The sequence below is a fragment of the Ruegeria sp. CF3 genome (genome assembly GCF_056537365.1).
Window position 1 is genome coordinate 213,790 of record NZ_JBQFRK010000003.1, and the last position, 19,153, is coordinate 232,942.

The following is a 19,153-nucleotide window of genomic DNA, read 5'->3' on the forward strand; positions in this document are numbered from 1 at the left end:
CATGGCGCTGTCCCGCCGCACAGGTCAACGATTTTCGGGCTCTGTCTGGCCCGGCTTCGTGGATGCGATGACGGGATTGTTGATGGTGCTGACCTTTGTGCTGACCATCTTCATGGTCGTGCAATTTGTGCTCCGCGAAACCATTTCGGGGCAAGAGGATGAACTGACGGCGCTGTCCGACGAAATCGCTGCGCTGGCCGGGGCGCTGGGGCTGGAAGAGCGGGAAAACAGCCGTCTTCAAGCGCGTCTTGGAAACTTGAATGCAACGCTTAATCAGGTCGAAGACGATCTGGAGCAGGCACAAACCCGCATAACCGACTTTGAAGCACAGGTCGCGGCTTTGCTGGCTGATCAGGCGCGTGCGCAGGGGGATATCGCCGCGCTAGAAACGCAACGCGATGAGTTGCTAAATGATCAAGATGCCTTGAATTTGGCACTTGCTCAAAGCAGACAAGAAATCGACGCACAGGCCGAAGCCGCCCGCCTTGCCGCGGCTCGACGCGAAGCACTTGAAGCTCTCGTCGCCGAACTAGAAACCAGCGAAATTGCACAGGCAGCTCAGATATCCGAGCTAGAACAGCAACTGACCGAGGAAGAGGCCGCGCGTCTGGCCGAAGCCGCCGCTGCTGAGGCGTTGCGTGATCGATTGCAGAATGCAGATGCTGAACTGACAGCGATGACCTTGGCGCTGGAAGCGCAGCGAAAGGAAGCCGAGGATACCCTGACTTTGCTAGCTGCGGCACAGGCTGCCAAGGCAGAGCTTGAGCGTCAGTTCGGTGAGATCAATGCCGAAGAACTGAGGGAACAACTGCAGGCGGCGCTGGATGCCCAAACCCAAGCACAAGCAAATGAAGCTGAACAAAGGTCGCTGGCCGAGGAGCGCGCGGCGCTGCTGGCGCTCGCCCGAGAGGCGCTTGCATCGGAACAGGAAATCTCGACCGAAGCGCAACGTCAGACCGCGCTGCTTAATCAGCAGATGGCAGCCCTGCGCAGCCAGTTGGGATCGCTGCAGGCTTTGTTAGACGATTACGAAGAACGTAATACCGCCGCCGAGATCCAGATACAGACGCTGGGCCAGGATCTGAATGCCGCTCTAGCGCGCGCAGCCTCGGAAGAACGCCGTCGCCGACTGCTGGAAGAGGCTGAACGTATTCGGCTGGAAGCCGAGGCCGAGAAACTGGCGGGCCAAAATCAGGAACTAGCCGCACAGGCCGAGGATTTGCAGCGCTATCGCTCGGAATTCTTCGGGCGGCTGCGCGATGTGCTGGGTGATCAGGATGGCGTGCGCATCGAAGGTGACCGTTTCGTGTTCTCGTCTGAGGTGTTGTTTGCCACCGGGTCCGCAAACCTGTCTGCGGAAGGTCGTCAGGAGGTTGCCAAAGTTGCCAATATCCTGCGAGGCGTTGCCGCAGAAATACCCGAAGGGTTGAACTGGGTCATCCGTGTCGATGGTCACACCGACAATGTGCCACTTGCAGGCAGCGGACGATATCGCGACAACTGGGAGCTCAGCCAGGGCCGTGCCCTTTCTGTGGTGCGCTACATGGTTGACGCGCTCGGCATTCCACCTGATCGTTTGGCCGCAAACGGGTTCGGAGAATTCCAACCCGTTAATCCCGCCGACACACCCGAGGCGCGCGCGCAAAACCGTCGGATCGAGTTGAAGCTGACAGAGCGGTAAGGCTGGTTCGAACCACCTTGGATCACCTGCCAAACAAGAAAAACGCCCACCGAAAAGGCGGGCGTTTTTCGTTATAGAGGCTGTAGGTTAGTCCGCTGTCAAGAGCGGGGGCTTGTCGCCCGGAATGCGGGGCTGATCGGGGCCCAGGATTTCCAGATTCAGCTCGCCCTTCTTCATCGAGACACGGACCACGCCGCCTTTGGCCAGTTTGCCGAATAGCAGTTCCTCGGCCAGAGGTTTCTTGATGTGTTCCTGAATAACACGACCCAGAGGTCGCGCACCCATCTTGTCATCATAGCCCTTGTCGGCCAGCCATTCGGCGGCACGCGGTGTCAGATCGATGGTCACGCCACGATCCAGCAACTGTGCTTCCAGCTGCAGGACAAACTTCTCAACGACCTGCAAAATGACCTCTTTCGGTAGTGGTGCAAATGAGATCACAGCGTCCAGGCGGTTGCGGAACTCCGGCGTGAACATACGTTCGATCGCTGCGGTATCCTCACCTTCGCGCCGGTCGCGGCCAAAGCCGATGGCGGCTTTCGCCTGCTCCTGCGCACCTGCGTTCGATGTCATGATCAGGACCACGTTGCGGAAATTCACCGTCCGGCCATTGTGGTCGGTCAATTCGCCGTGATCCATCACCTGCAACAGGATATTGAATACGTCCGGGTGCGCTTTTTCGATCTCATCAAGCAACAAGACGCAATGTGGGTGCTGGTCGACACCGTCGGTCAGCAAACCACCCTGATCAAACCCGACATAACCCGGAGGCGCACCGATCAGACGGCTGACCGCGTGCTTCTCCATGTATTCCGACATGTCGAAACGCAGCAGTTCAACACCAAGCGTGTCAGCCAACTGTTTCGCCACCTCTGTTTTGCCAACACCGGTGGGGCCAGCGAACAGATAGTTGCCGATGGGTTTTTCGGGCTCACGCAGACCGGCGCGCGCCAGTTTGATCGCACTGGACAGCGCTTCGATCGCTTCATCTTGACCAAACACTACGCGTTTCAGAGAGGTTTCGAGATCTTTCAGAACCTCGGCATCATCCTTGGTGACGTTCTTGGGTGGGATACGCGCAATCTTGGCAACCACCGCCTCGATCTCTTTGACGCCGATGGTCTTGCGACGTTTGCTTTCGGCCAGCAGGTGCTGCGCTGCCCCGGCCTCATCGATCACGTCGATGGCCTTGTCGGGCAGTTTGCGGTCGTTGATATAGCGCGCCGACAATTCGACAGCTGTCTTGATCGCGTCGGCAGTATATTTGATCGAGTGATGCTCTTCGAAATATGGTTTCAGACCGCGCAGAATTTTGACACTGTCCTCGACCGACGGCTCGTTCACGTCGATTTTCTGGAATCGGCGGCTCAGCGCGCGGTCTTTTTCGAAATGCTGACGGAACTCTTTATACGTGGTCGAGCCCATGGTGCGCAGTTTGCCACCCTGAAGCGCTGGCTTCAGCAGGTTCGACGCATCCATCGCTCCGCCCGAGGTTGCACCCGCTCCGATCACAGTGTGAATCTCGTCGATGAAGAGAACTGCATCAGGGTGCTCTTCCAATTCGGTCACAACCGCTTTCAGACGCTCTTCGAAATCGCCGCGATAGCGAGTTCCCGCAAGCAGGGCACCCATATCGAGCGAGTAGATAGTGGTTTCCGACAACACGTCCGGGGCCTCGCCTGCAACGATCTTATGCGCCAGACCTTCGGCGATGGCGGTTTTGCCGACACCGGGGTCACCTACCAGCAGCGGGTTGTTCTTGCGTCGGCGACACAGCACCTGAATACAGCGTTCAACCTCGTCCGAGCGTCCGATCAGCGGATCTACATCACCGGCGCGTGATTTGGCGTTCAGATCAACGCAATATTTGCCAAGCGCGCTTTCTTTCTGCTCGGCGTCACCAGAGGTCGTCTGAGCCTCTTCTTCGGCTTCATCAGCACCCGTAACAGGACGATTCTCTCCATAGGCCGGGTCTTTGGCCACACCATGTGCGATGAAGTTTACCGCGTCATAACGGGTCATGTCCTGCTCTTGCAGGAAATAGGCTGCGTTGCTTTCACGTTCGGCGAAGATGGCCACCAGTACATTGGCCCCGGTCACCTCTGTGCGGCCAGAGCTTTGAACGTGGATCGCGGCGCGCTGAATGACACGCTGGAAGGCTGCAGTCGGTACTGCTTCTGACCCGTCGATATCAGTGACGAGGTTTGACAGATCTTCGTCGATGAATTCGACCAAGGTGCTGCGTAACTCGTCTAGATCGACGCTGCACGCTTTCATGACGCGCACCGCATCGGGTTCTTCCAACAGCGCCAGCAGCAGATGCTCTAGCGTTGCGAATTCATGTCGCCGTTCATTCGCCGCCGCAAGGGCCGCGTGGATGGCTTGTTCAAGTGTGCTCGAGAATGAAGGCACGCGGGTGCTCCTCTGTATTGGGCCGGAAGGGGGCGGGCTGCAGGCCGGATCCCCATCCCAACCATGTCCTCATACTATTAGAGTTTGGTTGATCCCGCCCCGGCTTCAAGGGTTTTCTTTCACTTGACAGTCACATTTGTTGTGACCGTGGCCGTGATTGGGGCTTGAAACGGGTTAAAAGCTGTCTTTTTGGGCTCGAATTTCGGCGAATACGGACACTGGATCAGAGTTTTCCATGCCCAGATGGGCCTGAATCGCCGGATCAGTGGCCCTTAGAAACGGATTTGTCGCCTTTTCCAGGCCCAAAAGCGAGGGCACAGTGGGTTCTCCGGCAGCGCGGGCGCGATTAATATCGGCCACGCGGTCAAGCAAGGCTGGGTTGTCGGGATCGATGGTCAGGGCGAACTTGGCGTTTGCCTGTGTGTATTCGTGGCCTGAGCACACGATTGTTTCATCGGGCAGGGCCGCCAACTTGCTGAGAGAGGCCCACATTTGCGCAGGCGTGCCCTCGAACAATCGTCCACATCCCAGCGCCATCAGGCTGTCAGCGGTGAATACAACGCCAGTTTGGGGCATGTAGAATGCAATGTGCCCAATTGTATGACCGGACACATCAAGAACCTCGACCGGCTCACCGCCGATATAAAATGTGTCACCTTCAACCACCGCCTGATCGAGTTTTGGCAACCGATGCTCATCTGCTTTTGCGCCGATCACACGCGCGGGCTGTTTCGCCAGAATGTCGCCCAGCCCGTCCACATGATCCCAATGATGATGGGTCAGCAACACATGGCTTAGCTGCCAGCCGCGCGAATCCAGTTCAGCCAGAATCGGAGCTGCCTCTGGCGCATCGATCAAGGCAGTCTCACCGCTGGCCGGATCATGGGCGAGAAAGGCGTAATTATCGCTGAGGCAAGGAATGGTAACGATCTCAAGAGGCATGGCCTTTTGCCCTTTCATTGCTAGACTGCGCCCAGCTAAGCCGATTGACCGGGTGTCCGCAATGCATCTTGATGTGCAGGATCTGAGGAATTTCTACTATCGCAGCACCCTGGGTCGCGCGGCCCAGGCAGCGATCCGTGGTCGGTTGGTGGATCTTTGGCCCGAAGCCAAGGGGCAAACTGTGGTCGGATTTGGTTTTGCCGTACCTTTATTGCGGCCTTACCTCAAAGATGCGCGCCGTGTGATTGGTCTTATGCCTGGTCCGCAGGGTGTAATGCCATGGCCTGCGGGGATGCCCAATGTTTCCGTTCTGACCGAAGAGACGATGTGGCCAATCGAAACAGGCCATGTGGATAAACTGGTGGTGATGCATGGTTTGGAAACTTCAAACCGACCCAGCCAATTGCTGGAAGAATGCTGGCGCGTTCTGGGGCCCGGAGGGCGTGTGCTATTTGTCGTACCGAACCGGGCCGGGCTTTGGTCGCGCTCAGACCGGACGCCGTTTGGCTTTGGGCAGCCCTATTCAACAACCCAATTGGAAAACCAATTACGCGCGCACCACTTCGTCCCTGAAAACCATTGCTCGGCGCTTTACCTACCGCCTTCGTTCCGTAGGTTCTGGCTAAAATCGGGCAGCCTGATCGAGAAGACTGGGCAACGCATCCCAACCGTCATGGCCGGAGGTGTGCTTATGGTTGAGGCCAGTAAACTCATTCGCCCGCCTAGCGGAAGCGTTACCAAAGACACAGCGAAGCGCCCGATCAAAGCGTTGGATGGTTTGTTAAAGCCTGCGTGACAGTCCGGCGCATTTTGAACGGAAAAAATGCGGGAAAAAGGTCACAGGAATCGCAAAAACCTGCATATTCGTAACATTTTTCAACTGCCCCAATCGGTCCAAAGGGTCGCAGTTGGGTTAAGTGTATGAAAAATAATAATTTGTGGATAAAACTGTTACCGCTATAGCGTATTGCTTGGTTGGAACACCTCTGCTACATCCCCGGTGATTTTGATCCCCGCCCTAAATGGACGGGGTTTCCTCACGCCCCAAGGTAGCGGCCGCTACTCAAAATCGGGGCCTCAAATATCGGAAGGGTGGACGTGTCCGAACCAGCTTCGATTTCCACTGGCATCGCCGAGCGCTATGCCACCGCGATCTTCGAGATCGCTAAAGAGAATAACGACCTTGCAGGTCTGGAAACCGGAATCAACGATCTGGCAGCAGCATTGGGTGACAGCGCTGAATTGCGCGACCTGATCGCATCGCCTTTGGTTTCGCGCGCCGAACAGGAAAGCGCAATCACCGCTGTTGCGGACAAGATGGGCCTGCATGCCATCCTGCGCAATACGCTGGGTTTGATGGCGCAGAAACGTCGTCTGTTCGTTGTACCGCAACTGGTGCAGGTTCTGCGCGACATGCTGGCTGACGAGCGTGGCGAGGTGACCGCCGATGTCGCCTCGGCCAAGGCGCTCACCAAGACCCAAATGGATAAACTGTCCAAGACGCTGTCCGAGCGTGTGGGCAAGACCGTGACAATCAATGCGACCGTGGATGAAAGCCTCATCGGCGGTCTTGTCGTTAAAGTGGGCTCGAAAATGATCGATAGCTCGATCCGTTCGAAGCTGAACTCCCTACAGAATGCAATGAAAGAGGTCGGATAAATGGGAATCCAAGCTGCAGAGATTTCTGCAATCCTGAAGGACCAGATCAAGAATTTTGGTCAGGAAGCCGAAGTGGCCGAGATCGGCCGCGTGCTGAGCGTCGGTGACGGGATTGCCCGTGTATACGGCCTGGACAACGTGCAAGCGGGCGAAATGGTCGAATTCCCCGGTGGCATCATGGGCATGGCCCTGAACCTGGAAAGCGACAACGTCGGTGTTGTTATCTTCGGTTCCGACCGTGACATCAAAGAAGGTGACACTGTTAAGCGCACCAACTCGATCGTGGACGTTCCGATCGGTGACGAGCTGCTGGGCCGCGTTGTTGACGGTCTGGGCAACCCGCTGGACGGCAAAGGCCCGATCAACGCGACCAAGCGTGGCGTTGCAGACGTTAAAGCGCCGGGCATCATTCCGCGTAAATCGGTTCACGAGCCGATGGCAACCGGCCTGAAATCGGTTGACGCAATGATCCCAATCGGCCGTGGCCAGCGTGAGCTGATCATTGGTGACCGTCAGACCGGTAAAACCGCCGTTGCTCTGGACGCGATCCTGAACCAGAAAGTTTACAACGACGCAGCAGGCGACGATGAGTCGAAGAAGCTGTACTGCGTGTACGTTGCGATCGGTCAAAAGCGTTCGACCGTTGCTCAGCTGGTGAAGAAACTGGAAGAGTCCGGTGCGATCGACTACTCGATCGTTGTGGCGGCAACCGCGTCCGACCCGGCACCGATGCAGTTCCTTGCACCTTACGCCGCAACCGCGATGGCCGAATACTTCCGCGACAACGGCCGCCACGCGCTGATCATCTATGATGACCTGTCGAAGCAGGCTGTGTCCTATCGTCAGATGTCGCTGCTGCTGCGCCGTCCGCCCGGACGTGAAGCCTATCCTGGCGACGTTTTCTACCTCCACTCGCGTCTGTTGGAACGTTCGGCAAAGCTGAACGAAGACTTCGGTGCGGGCTCGCTGACTGCTCTGCCGGTTATCGAAACTCAAGGTGGTGACGTTTCGGCGTTTATTCCGACCAACGTGATCTCGATCACCGACGGCCAGATCTTCCTAGAAACCGAACTGTTCTACCAAGGCATCCGCCCCGCCGTGAACACCGGTCTGTCGGTTTCGCGTGTGGGCTCCTCGGCTCAGACCAACTCGATGAAGTCGGTCGCCGGTCCGGTTAAACTGGAACTGGCTCAGTACCGCGAAATGGCTGCCTTTGCGCAGTTTGGTTCTGACCTCGACGCCGCGACCCAGCAGCTGCTGAACCGTGGTGCGCGTCTGACCGAGCTGATGAAACAGCCACAGTACTCGCCGCTGACCAACGCTGAAATCGTCTGCGTAATCTTCGCCGGCACCAATGGTTACCTCGACAAGATCGACGTGTCCGATGTTGGCCGTTACGAAGCTGGCCTGCTGGCGCACCTGCGCGGCAAGCACGCGGACCTGCTTCAGTGGATCACGGACGAAGATCCCAAGATCAAGGGTGACGCTTCCGACAAGATCAAGGCTGCGCTGGACGAATACGCCGCAACCTTCGCTTAAGGGAGAGGCGGGCATATGCCAAATCTTAAGGACCTTAAAAACAGGATCGAGTCGGTTAAATCGACCCGCAAGATCACCAAGGCCATGCAGATGGTCGCGGCCGCAAAACTGCGTCGCGCCCAGGAATCTGCCGAAGCCTCGCGTCCCTATGCCGAGCGGTTCAATGCCGTGATGGCGGGGCTGGCGGCTTCGGTCGGGGGCAGCGACAGCGCCCCCAAGCTGCTCCGTGGCACGGGCAGTGATGATGTCCATCTGCTGGTTGTCATGACAGCTGAACGCGGCCTGTGTGGCGGCTTCAACTCGAACATCGCCAAGCTCGCTCGCCAAAAGGCGGACGAGTTGCGCGCCAAAGGCAAGACGGTCAAGGTTTTGACCGTCGGCAAAAAAGGCCGCGACGCGCTCAAGCGTGATTTTAGCGATCTGTTCGTTGGACATATCGACCTGAGCGAGGTCAAGCGTCTGGGGTATTCCAACGCGCAAGACATCGCCAAGGACGTCCTGTCTCGTTTCGACGGGGGTGAGTTCGACGTTGCCACGATCTTCTACTCGAAGTTCGTCAACGTTGTGACCCAGATCCCGACGGCACAGCAGGTCATCCCCGCCTCGTTCGAAGATGAAGCGACGGGTGACGATAGCGGTGCGGTATTCGACTACGAGCCCAGCGAAGAGGCCATTCTGGCCGACCTGCTGCCCAAGGGGGTTGCCACCGCGATCTTCTCGGCTCTGCTCGAAAATGGAGCGTCTGAACAGGGTGCACGGATGTCCGCAATGGACAACGCGACACGCAACGCGGGTGAAATGATCGACAAGCTGACGATCCAGTTCAACCGCTCGCGTCAGGCCGTGATCACCAACGAGCTGATTGAAATTATTTCCGGCGCCGAAGCGCTGTAGAGACATACCGGAGACGAAACATGGCGAATGCAAAAGGCAAAGTCACACAGATCATCGGGGCCGTCGTCGACGTGCACTTCGAAGATCAGCTGCCTGAAATTCTGAACGCGCTGGAAACCACCAACAACGGCAAGCGCCTGGTGTTGGAAGTTGCTCAGCACCTGGGTGAAAACACCGTCCGCACCATCGCGATGGACGCGACCGAAGGTCTGGTTCGTGGCGAGGCAGTCACCGACACCGGCGCTCCGATCTCGGTTCCGGTTGGTAACGCCACCCTGGGCCGCATCCTGAACGTGGTTGGTGAGCCGATCGACGAAAAAGGTCCGGTTGAAGCAACCGAGGCCCGCGCGATCCACCAGCCCGCGCCGACCTTCGACGAACAGTCGACCGAGTCGGAAGTTCTGGTAACCGGCATCAAGGTTGTTGACCTGCTGGCCCCCTACGCCAAAGGCGGTAAAATTGGCCTCTTCGGCGGTGCCGGTGTGGGCAAAACCGTTCTGATCATGGAGCTGATCAACAACATCGCAAAAGTGCACTCGGGCTTTTCGGTGTTCGCGGGTGTTGGTGAACGGACTCGTGAAGGGAACGACCTGTATCACGAGATGATCGAATCGAACGTTATTAAGCCGGACAACCTGTCGGAATCGCAGGTGGCCCTGGTTTACGGTCAGATGAACGAACCTCCCGGAGCACGTGCACGTGTTGCGCTGACCGGTCTGACCCTGGCCGAACAGTTCCGCGACCAGTCCGGTACTGACGTTCTGTTCTTCGTCGACAACATCTTCCGCTTCACGCAGGCGGGTTCCGAGGTTTCGGCTCTGCTGGGTCGTATTCCTTCGGCGGTGGGCTACCAGCCGACCCTGGCCACCGACATGGGTGCCCTGCAGGAACGCATCACCTCGACCAAGTCGGGCTCGATCACGTCCGTGCAGGCCATTTATGTTCCTGCAGACGACCTTACCGACCCTGCGCCAGCAACCTCGTTTGCTCACTTGGACGCGACCACCGTTCTTAACCGTGCGATCTCGGAAAAGGGTATCTACCCGGCGGTTGACCCGCTCGACTCGACCTCGCGTCTGCTCGACCCGGCCATCGTTGGTGAAGAGCACTACAAGGTCGCAACCGACGTTCAGCAGATTCTCCAGCGCTACAAGTCGCTGCAGGACATCATCGCCATCCTCGGCATGGACGAACTGTCGGAAGAGGACAAACTGACCGTGGCACGTGCCCGTAAGATCGAGCGCTTCCTGTCGCAGCCGTTCGACGTGGCCGAAGTCTTCACCGGTTCGCCGGGCGTTCAGGTTCCTCTGGATGTGACCATCGCGTCGTTCAAAGCGGTTGTCGCTGGCGAATACGATCACCTGCCCGAAGCGGCCTTCCTGATGGTTGGCGGCATCGAAGAAGTGATCGCCAAAGCGGAGAAGATGGCCGCAGAAGCCGCCTAAGGAGTATCCCTGATGGCAAACACGATGCAATTCGACCTCGTCAGCCCTGAGCGGAGCCTTGCTTCGCTTAGCGCGACGGCGGTCCAGATTCCCGGCGCGGACGGGGACATGACAGCAATGCCCGATCATGCCCCCACAATTACAACTCTGCGCCCGGGCATCCTGAAGGTCGAAGCACCCGAAGGCTCCAGCGAATACCTGGTCACCGGCGGGTTTGCTCAGATCAATGGTGATGGCCTGTCGGTTCTGGCCGAAAAAGCCATCCCAGTTGCCGAAGTAACACGTTCGCATCTGGACGATCTGATCGCTGACGCCCGCGCCTCGCACGAGGCAGCCAAGGCCGGTGACGATCAGACCATCGTCGACGATGCTGCAAAGTTGCTGGCTGACATGGAAGCTCTAGGAACGCATATGAGCCTGTAAGGGTTCATGACATTCTGATCACTTGGAACGGCCCCGTATACGCGGGGCCGTTTTTTTGTCGTGATTTTGCCATTCGCTGAAGTTAAGCTGCAGGAATTGAACAATAAAAGACGATAGATGAAAAAGTTTCAAACCCATCCCATCGGCATTGATCAGGGCGAGGAGGTCTTGTTTTCCGATTTCGCCGATGGTGGCGTGATGTGGACTGGTGAGGGCCCGCGTGAGCGTCGTGTAAGCGTCCGTTTTTCAGAAGTGTTCCGCTCTGTGCCAATCGTCCAGATAGGCGTGGTGCTTTGGGATGTGGATACGTCTTCCGCTTTACGGGCTGAAGTTCAGGCCGAAGATATAACGCTGGAAGGATTCAATGCGGTGTTTCGCACCTGGTCCGATACGCGTATCGCCAGAATTCGGGTGAATTGGACCGCAATTGGAGATGTTTCGCATGAAGACGATTGGGACATCTCGTGAAGCAGGCCTGTTCGTGACATAAGATTGCGCACCTTCGCGCGTCGTCCCATAAAGAAGACTGGCCACCCCAAATAGCGGCTAGCGCAACCAGAGGATCTTACAGGTGTTTGCACGAGATCACATCGAATACGAAGCCTTCGACCTTCCGGATCGTATGGACTTGTCTGATGAAGAAATGCTGGCCGAAGCGCGAGCGTTCTACGACAAGATGAAACGCCGCCATACCGTGCGTGACTATTCGGACCGGCCCGTCGAGCGCACGGTCATCGAAGAGTGCATTCGCGCAGCCGGAACAGCGCCCTCAGGAGCCAATCATCAGCCCTGGCACTTTGTGGCAATCTCGAACCCTGAGATGAAGCGCCGTATTCGGGAAGAAGCGGAAGCTGAAGAGCGCAGGTTTTATGAAGGCGGTGCCGGGGATGAATGGCTGAAGGCGCTTGAACCAATCGGGACTAACGATCAGAAGCCGCATCTGGAAGACGCACCGTGGCTGATAGTGATTTTCGCCCAACGTTGGGGTCAATTCGATGATGGAGATCGGTTCAAAAACTACTACGTGCCTGAAAGCACGGGCATTGCCACGGGCTTTTTGTTGACGGCGCTGCACCATGCAGGGCTGGTATCGCTGACCCACACACCCAACCCGATGAAATTCCTGAATAAACTGCTAAACCGCCCTGATCATGAAAAACCTATTATGATCGTAGCTGTAGGCCACCCGCAAGACGACGCGAAGGTGCCAAAAGTTGCAAAGATGAAAAAACCGTTGGAAGAAATCATGACGGTCGCCGAATAGGTAGGCCGTCATGAATTCAGACATTATCTATGGTAGCCAGCAGTTTTTTCGATCAATCCATATGATAAAGTGACTCGTAGATCGGCGTCAGTGTCTTGTCTTCGAACAAAGATGACACGCTGGTGCCATTCCAAATGTTCAGGATCGCCTGCGTAAAGATCGGCGCGGTGGGCACGATGCGGATATTGGCGGCCTTGTTGATCTCAGCCGTAGGCTGGATCGTGTCCGATAGGACCAGAGATTTCATCACCGAATTGGTCACACGTTCAACCGCCGGTCCACTCATGACACCGTGGGTGATGTAAGAGTGTACTTCCTTGGCGCCGTTATCCATCAGCACCTGGGCAGCTTTGCACAGAGTGCCAGCGGTATCGCAAATGTCATCGACAATCAGGCAGATTTTGTCTTTCACGTCACCAATGACAGTCATCTCGGCCACTTCGCCTGCCTTTTCGCGGCGTTTGTCAACGATCGAAAGGGGCGCATTGATGCGTTTGGCCAATTCACGGGCACGTGCAACACCGCCGACATCCGGCGAGACCACCATCAGGTCGTCCATCTGATCCTTGAATTGTTTCTTCACATCCAGGGCAAAGATCGGAGAGGCATAAAGGTTGTCCACCGGCATGTCGAAAAAGCCCTGAATCTGGGCTGCGTGCAGATCCATGGTTAGAATCCGTTCGATACCCGCACCAGTCAGCATGTTTGCCACCAGCTTGGCGCTGATTGGTGTGCGCGCCTTGGTGCGGCGGTCCTGACGGGCGTACCCGAAATACGGAATGACAGCGGTGATCCTGGCTGCGGATGAACGGCGCAGGGCATCTGCGATGATCAGCAGCTCCATCAGATTGTCATTGGCGGGGTTCGAGGTTGGTTGAACGATAAACATATCCTCACCGCGCACATTCTCGAAAACCTCGACAAAAATCTCTCCGTCGTTGAACCGTTCGACCCGAGCATCGACCAGCCCCTGGTCAACGCCGCGATGCAGGCTCATGCGACGTGCAATGGTTTCGGCAAGCGGAAGATTGGCGTTCCCAGCGATAAGCTTGGGTTCGTGAAGTGTCGGCATCGGCTGATTTTCCCCGGGCAGCAGTGGCAATGTGACAGATTCGTGATGTTGACACCGCTTAGCATGGGTCTACCGTCCCGCAAAGATAACGCAGCGGAGAAAGTGAACATGGCCCAGATTGACTACTTTTTTGCGACACTCTCGCCCTATTCCTATCTGGCGGGAATGCGCCTTGAAGAGATCGCGGCAAAACACGGTGCGACGATCAACTATAAACCATTGGATATTGTTGCCCTGTTCGGCCGGACAGGTGGAACGCCACCAAAAGACCGACATATATCTCGCATCGAATACCGCGCGCAGGAATTAGTGCGCCAAGCGCGTAATCTGGATATGCCGTTGAACCTGCAGCCTGCGCACTGGCCGACGAACATGGCACCGTCCTCTTACGCTGTGATCGCAGCAGTACAGGATGGATCAGGTGATGTGGGTAAACTTTGCCATTCCTTCTTGCGTGCCTGCTGGGCAGAAGAAAAGGACATCTCTGATGATGGCGTGATCCGGGATTGCTTGGAACAGGCAGGATTTAGTCCAAATCTAGCTGATAGTGGCCTGTTGGTAGGTGCGGAAACCTACGCCGCAAATCTGGAAGAAGCCGTGGACCGGGGTGTTTTCGGGGCACCTTTCTACATCACACCGGACGATCAGAGGTTCTGGGGACAGGACCGTCTTGATGATCTGGACAAGCATCTGGCTGAGATGAAATAGCCGGGGCAGGGAGGCACGGCTACAAGAGGTTCAGAAACCGATCGATCTGGTCGGTTTCGATGGACCAGTCACAGACAAGGCGGCAGGCCAGCATCTCGTCTTCGTCGACACCGTCCAACGTATCGCCCCACAGGTGATAAACGGCGCCGGCCTCGTGCAGGCGCTTGTGTTGGCTGCGAGGAAAGCTTGCGAAAATCATGTTTGCCTGGGGTTCATGCAGGAATTCTGCCCCGACTGCCCGCAGACCACCCGCCAATCGCGCGCAATTGGCATTCGCTTTGCGAGCTGATTTCAGCCACAGGTCATCCTGCAGATAAGCAGCCATCTGGGCCGACAGATAACGGTGCTTGGAAAACAGGTGCGCCCCGCGCTTGCGCCGCAGCTCGAACTCCCAAGCTTTGCTTTCGTCGAAGAAGATTACGGCCTCGACACCCATCAGCCCGTTTTTGGTGCCGCCAAAGCTGACTGCGTCAACACCAGATTTCCACGTCATCTCTGCCGGTGAGCAATTCAAAGCGACCAGAGCGTTAGTGAAGCGTGCACCATCCATATGCACCGGCAACCCATACTTCTTGGCAACGCCACACAAGGCTTGAAGTTCGGCAAGCGAGTAAACCGAGCCACGCTCGGTCACCTGAGTGATCGAGACAGGCCCGCGCTGCGGACCATGCACGCCGCGGGTTTCTTCCCCCTCAATGGACTTGGTCAATGCTTCGGGGGTCATCTTGTCGCCACCCGGCACCAGAGTCAGTTTCGCGCCGGTGTAGAATTCGGGGGCATTGCACTCATCCTCATGGATATGAGCAACGGGTGAACAGAACACGGTTTCCCACGGCTTGCTCAGCGTTGCCAACGCCAGTGAATTCGCTGCCGTTCCCGTAGCGACCAGATAAACTGCCGCACCCGGTGCTTCGAAAATGCCGCGGATTTGGTCGCGCACTTCGTTCATCAAGGTGTCGGCGCCATAAGCCATCTGATAGCCCTGATTGGCTTCGGCCAATGCGGCCAGAACTTCGGGATGAACAGGCCCGGAATTATCAGAGGCAAAATGCATTAATTCGGCTCCTCGATGATGTAGTCTTCCCACTCTTCCATGGGCGTTTCGAATTCAGATACGGTTCGCCGCTGCACGGAGACTCCGGCGGTGTGAACGCTTTCAGGCGTACCTGATAGCAAAGGGTGCCAGTCGTAAAGCGGTTTGCCTTCCCAGAGCAGTCGATAGGCGCAAGTCTGGGGCAGCCAATAGGCATGGTTGTCGATGTTATCGGGTGTCATGACGATGCATTCGGGCACGAATTGGTGGCGGATATCATATTGGGTGCACCGGCAAGTTTCGTCATCCAGCAGGCGACAGGCAACACAGGTCAATGCGACCTCGCCCGTATCTTCGTCTTCCAGCTTGTTAAGACAGCATTTGCCGCAACCATCACACAGGGCCTCCCACTCACGCTGGTTCATCTTGCGCAGCGGCTTGCGTTCCCAGAATCGGGGCGCGAGGCCAGCTCGATCGATTGGATCCGTAGTCATGTACTGGCCAGTATCTCTCTCGCGCGCGCGCAATCGGCATCCATCTGCGAGATCAACCCGTCAAGGCCGTCGAATGTCATTTCGGGCCGCAGATAGTCGACCAGACCAACGGACAGCGTGGCACCGTAAAGATCACCTGAGAAATTGAACAGAAATGTCTCGATGTTAGGAACCTCGCCTTGGAACATGGGCCGGGTCCCGACCGATGCCGCCCCGTGATAGCTGCCCTGATGCGGGCCATCCAGGACGTCGACCAAAACTGCATAAACGCCGAATCTCGGAGGGTGTAGTCCTTCGATCGACATATTGGCTGTCGGGTACCCCAACTCTCGTCCGCGTTGCTCGCCTCCGACGACCTCACCCTCGATCCGGTGCCAGTGCCCCAGCATTGTTGCCGCATCGCGCGGGCGCCCCTCTGACAGAGCTGTCCGGATCGCAGTCGACGAAACCACATTCTCGGTGCGCTCCAACAGGGGCGCGATTGTCACACCGAACCCCATCTCTTCGCCAAAGCGAACCAGGTCCTGAGGGTTACCGCTGCGCCCTTTGCCAAAACAAAAATCGGCACCCACGACAACATGAGAAAGCCCCAGACCATCGCATATGACATTTCTCGCAAAAGCTTCGGGCGTCATACCCGCGAGCGTTGAATTAAAAGGCAGTTCATAAAGCTTCTGCACGCCGAGTTTTTCCAGCCGGTGCGCGCGTGCATTGCCGCGCATCAGACGAAAGGGCGGTGCCTCTGGGGAAAAATACTCTCGCGGATGCGGCTCAAATGTCATGACCCCCAGCGGCGCGTTCAATTCAGCATTGCGCGCCAACTCGATGACGGATTGATGGCCAAGATGAACACCGTCAAAGTTCCCGATGGCGACACTTGCGCCTCGGTCTTCTGGTTCAACAAACTGGAAGTCCCGGATGATATGCATGCGGCTTGCCTAGCGGGACTGCCCGTCAGGTTCAAGCCGCAGTTCGGTTAAGGTGGATTATCAGTCGAACTTGCGGCTCGGAGCCAGCACCATGGCCTCACCCACCAACACTTTCTTTCCGTCAACTGCGCAGTGGCAATCCAGTTTCACCCGACGTTTGGCAAAATCGATATCGATCACCTTGACCTCGGCATAAACCATGTCGCCCGGACGCACCGGCGCCAGAAATTTAAGCGATTGTCCCATGTACACGGTTCCATGTCCGGGCAGCTGCTCTCCGATCACGGCAGAGATCAGGCCGGCGGTCAGCATGCCATGCGCAATGCGCCCTTCGAAAATCGTATCGCGGGCATAGTCATCATCCAGATGAACCGGATTCCGGTCGGTCGATACTTGAGCGAACATCTCGATATCTTCATCGGTCACGACTTTGCGCAAGTGCCGTGACATGCCCATTTCGATGTCTTCGATGCAAATCGTTCCGCGCGGAAGGTTGTCCAACATGCTGCCCTCATTCGAGATCGAAAGAGCAACAAAAGACCATCATCTGCCGCTCGTCGGCAACTTTATTACTTCGCAGTTGCAGAAAATCAAGTCTTTTTTGCTATCTCAGGCGACCAATCGAATAGGTTGGATTGATCTGTTCCTTCTCGTTATGAGCTTTCAACGCGTCTTCGTCTGGATGATGTGATGTTTTGGTTTCTGCGGCTGCCAAACCGCCGGTGATGAAGAGGGTATCAATGCCTTCCCCCATGCCTCCAGCGATATCTGTTTGCGGCCCGTCCCCTATGGCAAGTATTTCAGAATCCGACACATCAACCCCAATCGCCTGCAACCTGCGCCGGGCCAGATCGTAGATCGGCGGGTGTGGCTTACCGAAATATAGGCTTTCACCACCCATCTCGGTATAAAGTCGGGCCAAAGCACCTGCGCACCATTCGCGCGTTTCGCCTCGGTCCACCACGATGTCCGGATTTGCGCAGAGCAGTTTCATCCCTTTCTGCTTGGCATAAAGAAAGTCGGGCCGGTTCACATCTGGGTCCGCCATCGGGTCGAACGGGCCGCAACACACGATGCCTTCGGCCGCGTCCAGCGGAACGCGTTCAATGTGGATCGGATGATCCAGCAGTTTCAGGGGTTCAAAAAAACCGGCATCCCGCTGCCATTCCCCCATGAAGTAGACTTTTTCGCCAATCGCCCCGCGAAACATCGCTGAACGCGCCGAATCACCGCTGGTTGCAATCGTGTCATAGGAATCTGCCGGCACATTGAAATGTAAAAGCTGCTCGGCAACCCCGGCCCGAGGCTTGGGGGAATTGGTTACAAGAACCACCGTGCCACCACGTTGACGATAAGCTTGCAGCGCCGCTACCGCCTCTGGGTAGGCTGTGATCCCGTTGTGGACGCATCCCCACAAATCAACGAATAACGCTTTGTAGCGGTCAGAGATTTCAGCGAGTGAAGAAACGATCTGGGTCATGGCGCGCCTCGTGCAGCAGGGAATGCGAGATGTCAAAGCCTATGGCAGAGCGCGGGGGGATTGGCCAGAGGTGCAGCCCAAGGCGGAGCGGCCGAAATCAACCCCCCTTGTTCATCTGGCCAAAAATATCTCGGAGCGCGAGGCAGAGCCTCGCAAAAAAAAAGCGCCCGGTTTCGGGCGCCTTTGACAATCTAAATTCAAACCTTGAGGTTCGGAATGATCTGCTTTTTCCGGCTCATCACGCCGGGCAACACAACCGCGTCACCGTCCACGGTTGCGCCAAAGCTCTTCTCAGCGACACCTTTGACCAGATCATTTGGAACCAGCAGCGTTGCCTCTTCGTTCAGAATGTCGACCACGAACAGCAACACCTGATCAACGCCGTCTTCCTTGGCCACATCAGCCATCGAGCTTACGATGCTGTCCTTCCGATCCAGCACGACACCGGGGGCTGTGGTTTCCAGAACCGAGACCCGGAACTTGGTGCCGTCTACTTCGTATTCTTTGCTGTCCATGCGGATCAGTTCGGCGTCCGAGAATGACGATACATCCGATTTTGCTGCAAACATGTCGGCGGCGTAGGCCGAGATATCCAGACCAAGTTCAGCCGCCAGTTTCTCAGCCACGGCGCGGTCGTGTGCGGTGGTTGTGGGTGAGCGGAATTCCAGTGTGTCCGACAGGATGCAGGTCAGCGCGGCACCTTTGATCGCGTCGGGCATCTTGGCGGCGTCGTCACCCATTAGATCGACCATGATGGTTGCCGTGCAGGCCAGCGGGCGCACAGTGATGTCGATGGGGCCTTTGGTTTCAAGCCCGCCAACCAGTTTGTGGTGGTCGATTATGGCGCGGATATCTGCGCTGTTGATGCTGGCGGGCAGCTCGGCCGGATTGTTGGTGTCGACGATGACAACCGGTGCATCCTCGGCCACGTCCTCGATGATTTGCGGCTTGGGCAGGTCCCAACGCTCAAGCATAAAGGCGGCTTCGGTGTTGGGTTCGCCTAGCAAAACGGGCTGTGCCTGTTCACCTTTTACTTCGTTCAGATACCATGACCACAGGATCGGAGAGCCGGTGGAATCGGTGTCGGGAGATTTGTGGCCAAAAACTAGCGTTGTCATGTCTCGTGTCCTGAAGAATATGGATTTGCGCGCCTTATAGGGTGGTCAAACACGGTTGTC

Annotated in this window: 19 protein-coding genes; 10 read left to right on the forward strand and 9 right to left on the reverse strand. The window is 56.8% G+C overall.

Going from position 1 to position 19,153, the window contains the following annotated elements; genetic code table 11:
• Window position 1 precedes the first annotated feature (1 nt).
• Window positions 2-1,681, forward strand: coding sequence for a peptidoglycan -binding protein (locus ACR0KC_RS12645; protein ID WP_480706890.1), 1,680 nt, complete (start codon window positions 2-4; stop codon window positions 1,679-1,681).
• 87 nt (window positions 1,682-1,768) lie between these two features.
• Here ACR0KC_RS12645 and clpA read toward each other — a convergent pair whose 3' ends face one another.
• Together clpA and gloB are read right to left on the reverse strand one after the other, a co-directional pair.
• On the reverse strand, window positions 1,769-4,093 hold the full coding sequence (gene clpA / locus ACR0KC_RS12650) for an ATP-dependent Clp protease ATP-binding subunit ClpA (protein ID WP_170401887.1): 2,325 nt from the start codon (window positions 4,091-4,093) through the stop codon (window positions 1,769-1,771).
• Between the two features lie 174 nt (window positions 4,094-4,267).
• Window positions 4,268-5,035: a hydroxyacylglutathione hydrolase gene (gloB, locus tag ACR0KC_RS12655; RefSeq protein ID WP_170512527.1), complete on the reverse strand. Its 768-nt coding sequence runs from the start codon at window positions 5,033-5,035 to the stop codon at window positions 4,268-4,270.
• A gap of 61 nt (window positions 5,036-5,096) precedes the next feature.
• Here gloB and ACR0KC_RS12660 point away from each other — a divergent pair, with 61 nt between their 5' ends.
• The 8 genes from ACR0KC_RS12660 to ACR0KC_RS12695 all read left to right on the forward strand — a co-directional run bounded on the left by ACR0KC_RS12660 (window position 5,097) and on the right by ACR0KC_RS12695 (window position 12,259).
• Window positions 5,097-5,831 (forward strand): methyltransferase domain-containing protein, encoded by a 735-nt coding sequence (locus ACR0KC_RS12660; protein WP_170401881.1) that lies wholly within the window; start codon window positions 5,097-5,099, stop codon window positions 5,829-5,831.
• A gap of 302 nt (window positions 5,832-6,133) precedes the next feature.
• A complete protein-coding gene (locus tag ACR0KC_RS12665; RefSeq protein ID WP_170392445.1) occupies window positions 6,134-6,694 on the forward strand; it encodes a F0F1 ATP synthase subunit delta in 561 nt (186 codons plus the stop codon).
• Entirely contained in the window at window positions 6,695-8,233 is a 1,539-nt protein-coding gene (atpA, locus tag ACR0KC_RS12670; RefSeq protein ID WP_170392443.1) for a F0F1 ATP synthase subunit alpha, read from the forward strand.
• 15 nt (window positions 8,234-8,248) lie between these two features.
• Window positions 8,249-9,127 carry a F0F1 ATP synthase subunit gamma gene (locus ACR0KC_RS12675; protein WP_170392441.1) on the forward strand — a complete coding sequence of 293 codons (879 nt, stop codon included), beginning with the start codon at window positions 8,249-8,251 and terminating at the stop codon, window positions 9,125-9,127.
• A gap of 20 nt (window positions 9,128-9,147) precedes the next feature.
• Window positions 9,148-10,572 (forward strand): F0F1 ATP synthase subunit beta, encoded by a 1,425-nt coding sequence (atpD, locus tag ACR0KC_RS12680; protein WP_039537698.1) that lies wholly within the window; start codon window positions 9,148-9,150, stop codon window positions 10,570-10,572.
• A 12-nt stretch (window positions 10,573-10,584) separates the two neighbouring features.
• Entirely contained in the window at window positions 10,585-10,995 is a 411-nt protein-coding gene (locus tag ACR0KC_RS12685) for a F0F1 ATP synthase subunit epsilon (protein WP_170392439.1), read from the forward strand.
• 117 nt (window positions 10,996-11,112) lie between these two features.
• On the forward strand, window positions 11,113-11,463 hold the full coding sequence (locus ACR0KC_RS12690; RefSeq protein ID WP_170420549.1) for an H-type lectin domain-containing protein: 351 nt from the start codon (window positions 11,113-11,115) through the stop codon (window positions 11,461-11,463).
• A 103-nt stretch (window positions 11,464-11,566) separates the two neighbouring features.
• Window positions 11,567-12,259 carry a nitroreductase family protein gene (locus tag ACR0KC_RS12695; protein ID WP_480706889.1) on the forward strand — a complete coding sequence of 231 codons (693 nt, stop codon included), beginning with the start codon at window positions 11,567-11,569 and terminating at the stop codon, window positions 12,257-12,259.
• 52 nt (window positions 12,260-12,311) lie between these two features.
• On the opposite strand, the gene ACR0KC_RS12700 is transcribed toward ACR0KC_RS12695, so the two are convergent.
• Window positions 12,312-13,331 carry a ribose-phosphate pyrophosphokinase gene (locus ACR0KC_RS12700; RefSeq protein ID WP_170392433.1) on the reverse strand — a complete coding sequence of 340 codons (1,020 nt, stop codon included), beginning with the start codon at window positions 13,329-13,331 and terminating at the stop codon, window positions 12,312-12,314.
• A 108-nt stretch (window positions 13,332-13,439) separates the two neighbouring features.
• Between ACR0KC_RS12700 and ACR0KC_RS12705 the strand changes: the two genes are divergently transcribed.
• On the forward strand, window positions 13,440-14,039 hold the full coding sequence (locus ACR0KC_RS12705) for a DsbA family protein (protein WP_480562438.1): 600 nt from the start codon (window positions 13,440-13,442) through the stop codon (window positions 14,037-14,039).
• Window positions 14,040-14,058: 19 nt separating this feature from the next.
• On the opposite strand, the gene ACR0KC_RS12710 is transcribed toward ACR0KC_RS12705, so the two are convergent.
• From ACR0KC_RS12710 to ACR0KC_RS12735, 6 genes are all read right to left on the reverse strand, one after another.
• A complete protein-coding gene (locus ACR0KC_RS12710) occupies window positions 14,059-15,093 on the reverse strand; it encodes a threonine aldolase family protein (protein WP_170401858.1) in 1,035 nt (344 codons plus the stop codon).
• Window positions 15,093-15,566 (reverse strand): YcgN family cysteine cluster protein, encoded by a 474-nt coding sequence (locus ACR0KC_RS12715; RefSeq protein WP_170512517.1) that lies wholly within the window; start codon window positions 15,564-15,566, stop codon window positions 15,093-15,095. Before ACR0KC_RS12715 ends, ACR0KC_RS12710 begins: the two co-directional genes overlap by 1 nt.
• Window positions 15,563-16,495, reverse strand: coding sequence for a bifunctional riboflavin kinase/FAD synthetase (locus tag ACR0KC_RS12720; RefSeq protein WP_170392424.1), 933 nt, complete (start codon window positions 16,493-16,495; stop codon window positions 15,563-15,565). The genes ACR0KC_RS12715 and ACR0KC_RS12720 overlap by 4 nt, the downstream gene beginning before the upstream one ends.
• 60 nt (window positions 16,496-16,555) lie before the next feature.
• On the reverse strand, window positions 16,556-16,999 hold the full coding sequence (locus ACR0KC_RS12725) for a MaoC family dehydratase (RefSeq protein WP_074736482.1): 444 nt from the start codon (window positions 16,997-16,999) through the stop codon (window positions 16,556-16,558).
• 100 nt (window positions 17,000-17,099) lie between these two features.
• On the reverse strand, window positions 17,100-17,975 hold the full coding sequence (locus ACR0KC_RS12730) for a TIGR01459 family HAD-type hydrolase (protein ID WP_170392423.1): 876 nt from the start codon (window positions 17,973-17,975) through the stop codon (window positions 17,100-17,102).
• Between the two features lie 197 nt (window positions 17,976-18,172).
• Window positions 18,173-19,093 (reverse strand): manganese-dependent inorganic pyrophosphatase, encoded by a 921-nt coding sequence (locus tag ACR0KC_RS12735; RefSeq protein WP_480706886.1) that lies wholly within the window; start codon window positions 19,091-19,093, stop codon window positions 18,173-18,175.
• Window positions 19,094-19,153 lie beyond the last annotated feature (60 nt).

Excerpts from the sequence above, each read along its gene's own strand:
- ACR0KC_RS12700 (WP_170392433.1), bottom strand. The coding sequence starts at position 13,331 with ATGCCGACACTTCACGAACCCAAGCTTATCGCTGGGAACGCCAATCTT.
- ACR0KC_RS12690 (WP_170420549.1), top strand. The coding sequence starts at position 11,113 with ATGAAAAAGTTTCAAACCCATCCCATCGGCATTGATCAGGGCGAGGAG.
- ACR0KC_RS12645 (WP_480706890.1), top strand. The coding sequence starts at position 2 with ATGGCGCTGTCCCGCCGCACAGGTCAACGATTTTCGGGCTCTGTCTGG.
- ACR0KC_RS12725 (WP_074736482.1), bottom strand. The coding sequence starts at position 16,999 with ATGTTGGACAACCTTCCGCGCGGAACGATTTGCATCGAAGACATCGAA.
- ACR0KC_RS12660 (WP_170401881.1), top strand. The coding sequence starts at position 5,097 with ATGCATCTTGATGTGCAGGATCTGAGGAATTTCTACTATCGCAGCACC.
- atpD (WP_039537698.1), top strand. The coding sequence starts at position 9,148 with ATGGCGAATGCAAAAGGCAAAGTCACACAGATCATCGGGGCCGTCGTC.
- ACR0KC_RS12710 (WP_170401858.1), bottom strand. The coding sequence starts at position 15,093 with ATGCATTTTGCCTCTGATAATTCCGGGCCTGTTCATCCCGAAGTTCTG.
- ACR0KC_RS12685 (WP_170392439.1), top strand. The coding sequence starts at position 10,585 with ATGGCAAACACGATGCAATTCGACCTCGTCAGCCCTGAGCGGAGCCTT.
- ACR0KC_RS12675 (WP_170392441.1), top strand. The coding sequence starts at position 8,249 with ATGCCAAATCTTAAGGACCTTAAAAACAGGATCGAGTCGGTTAAATCG.
- atpA (WP_170392443.1), top strand. The coding sequence starts at position 6,695 with ATGGGAATCCAAGCTGCAGAGATTTCTGCAATCCTGAAGGACCAGATC.
- ACR0KC_RS12730 (WP_170392423.1), bottom strand. The coding sequence starts at position 17,975 with ATGACCCAGATCGTTTCTTCACTCGCTGAAATCTCTGACCGCTACAAA.
- gloB (WP_170512527.1), bottom strand. The coding sequence starts at position 5,035 with ATGCCTCTTGAGATCGTTACCATTCCTTGCCTCAGCGATAATTACGCC.
- ACR0KC_RS12735 (WP_480706886.1), bottom strand. The coding sequence starts at position 19,093 with ATGACAACGCTAGTTTTTGGCCACAAATCTCCCGACACCGATTCCACC.
- ACR0KC_RS12705 (WP_480562438.1), top strand. The coding sequence starts at position 13,440 with ATGGCCCAGATTGACTACTTTTTTGCGACACTCTCGCCCTATTCCTAT.
- ACR0KC_RS12720 (WP_170392424.1), bottom strand. The coding sequence starts at position 16,495 with ATGCATATCATCCGGGACTTCCAGTTTGTTGAACCAGAAGACCGAGGC.
- ACR0KC_RS12715 (WP_170512517.1), bottom strand. The coding sequence starts at position 15,566 with ATGACTACGGATCCAATCGATCGAGCTGGCCTCGCGCCCCGATTCTGG.